The organism is Acidobacteriota bacterium, assembly GCA_030949985.1.
In the GTDB taxonomy this organism is placed as follows: domain Bacteria; phylum Acidobacteriota; class Polarisedimenticolia; order J045; family J045; genus JALTMS01.
The window spans coordinates 1-1,506 of record JAUZRX010000038.1; the positions used below are offsets into that span (position 1 = coordinate 1).

At 59.3% G+C, this 1,506-nt stretch carries 1 protein-coding gene; it reads right to left on the reverse strand.

Annotated features, from left to right (window positions below):
• Positions 1 to 950 precede the first annotated feature (950 nt).
• Positions 951 to 1,506, reverse strand: a 556-nt coding sequence (locus Q9Q40_09870) for a hypothetical protein (GenBank protein MDQ7007530.1), incomplete at its 5' end; no start/stop codon positions are given.

Here is a 1,506-nt window from a genome sequence, read left to right on the forward strand (position 1 = left end):
TGTTACTTTTTTTAGCGTTAACCTGACAAGGGTTGCTCTGTGCTCGCGTTTGGATAGAGAGCTGTAGGTGACACGTGTAGTAATCGGTACGATTCGGGAGCGTGTCTAGAGAGTGAACGTGGACCGAGAGACGCTAACTGAGTAGTCGTCACAGGGTCCGACGGGATGCATCTTGCTGGTAGCAGTTGCACGCGTAGTGTTGTTGAAGTTAGGCATGAGAGGGGCTAGGCACTCGGGTTACGCACATCTACACGCGCGTTTTCTTTTGGAAGAATCGCACGTGCAGGTGAAAGGGGCCACGAACGCGCACCTTGGGGTGCCGGTCGTCCCTACCTTGCGGAGGCATCTCTTATCACGTTTCGGTGAAACGTCTCTTTTCTGATGGCCGTGGCCCTGCACTTTTACCGTGTATCCTCGGGATGTCCGTCCCCCTTTTCGCGGCTGCGCCACACTGTTGGTGGTGTTGGTGCACGTCGGGTGGGACCAGCTCGGAGGGGGTCGCCAACACAATCGCGTGGCAGCGCGACCAATTTCAGGTTCGAGATGGGGGGTGCCGCTGTGGCGCGAATCCAGGCCGGAATGAACTGAGCGTCTAGGATTGGCGTTCGCCATATTGTTGGGGCCTGAATTGCAGCGTCGCTCTTGGCTTACATGGCCGCGACTTGGACATGTGCGATGCCCCAGTTGCCATGCCCTAGTTCACTGATCCATCATGTGCGTACGCATGCCGCCGGCCGACACAGCCAAAGCGTGCCGCGGATACGGAGGGAGCAGAAACTAGCCCCGACATTGCTGCGCCTACACAAAGCACCACCGTGTCGCACTACAGAACCGATCATTGGAGGCCACGAGCCGCGGATTGCCACAACTGATCGAGGCCGTCGATGCGCAAGGCGTGGGAACTGAGCGCAACATCGCACGCAGGCTGCAAGGCCCTGCACTTTCGTCCGTCAACTTTGCGTCGCCACTTGTAGCTTTGGCTTGGAAAGGACCATCGCCTCTGCTCCGCGAACGTGTTGAGTTGTTCGGCCTTCGCCGTTGAAGGTGTCGTCAAAGATGCCGAATCCGTGGCCGCTTCCCGATCCACCCGCCAGCGGCGCCACGCTGAAGCACAGGCACTTGTGGTTGGCCACCTCGTCGTATCCGCTCACACCTTCAGCCACAACCGGCTGCCCTGGCGTGACCGGTTGCTGGTTGTTCTTGCCTTGGCGGAGCAGGAAGACTCCGAATGCAGCGCCGCCTCCGAAACTCCCGCTCGCAGCTTCCCTGCAAAGCTCCTCGATCGTCTTGCCGGATGCCTTCACTGCTACCTTCACTGCTGACGGCGCGACGGCGGGTGCGGCAATCGAGCGGAATGCAGCAATGTACACAGCGTGCATGGCAGCCTTGGGAAAATACCATTTTGGACCATCACCTCCCGCGGCGTTGCGGCGAGCCAGGTCCTTGAACCGTGCAGCGAGGGTCGTGAAGCTCTGCTGCAGCGCATCGCTGCTTTGGTCGGAATTC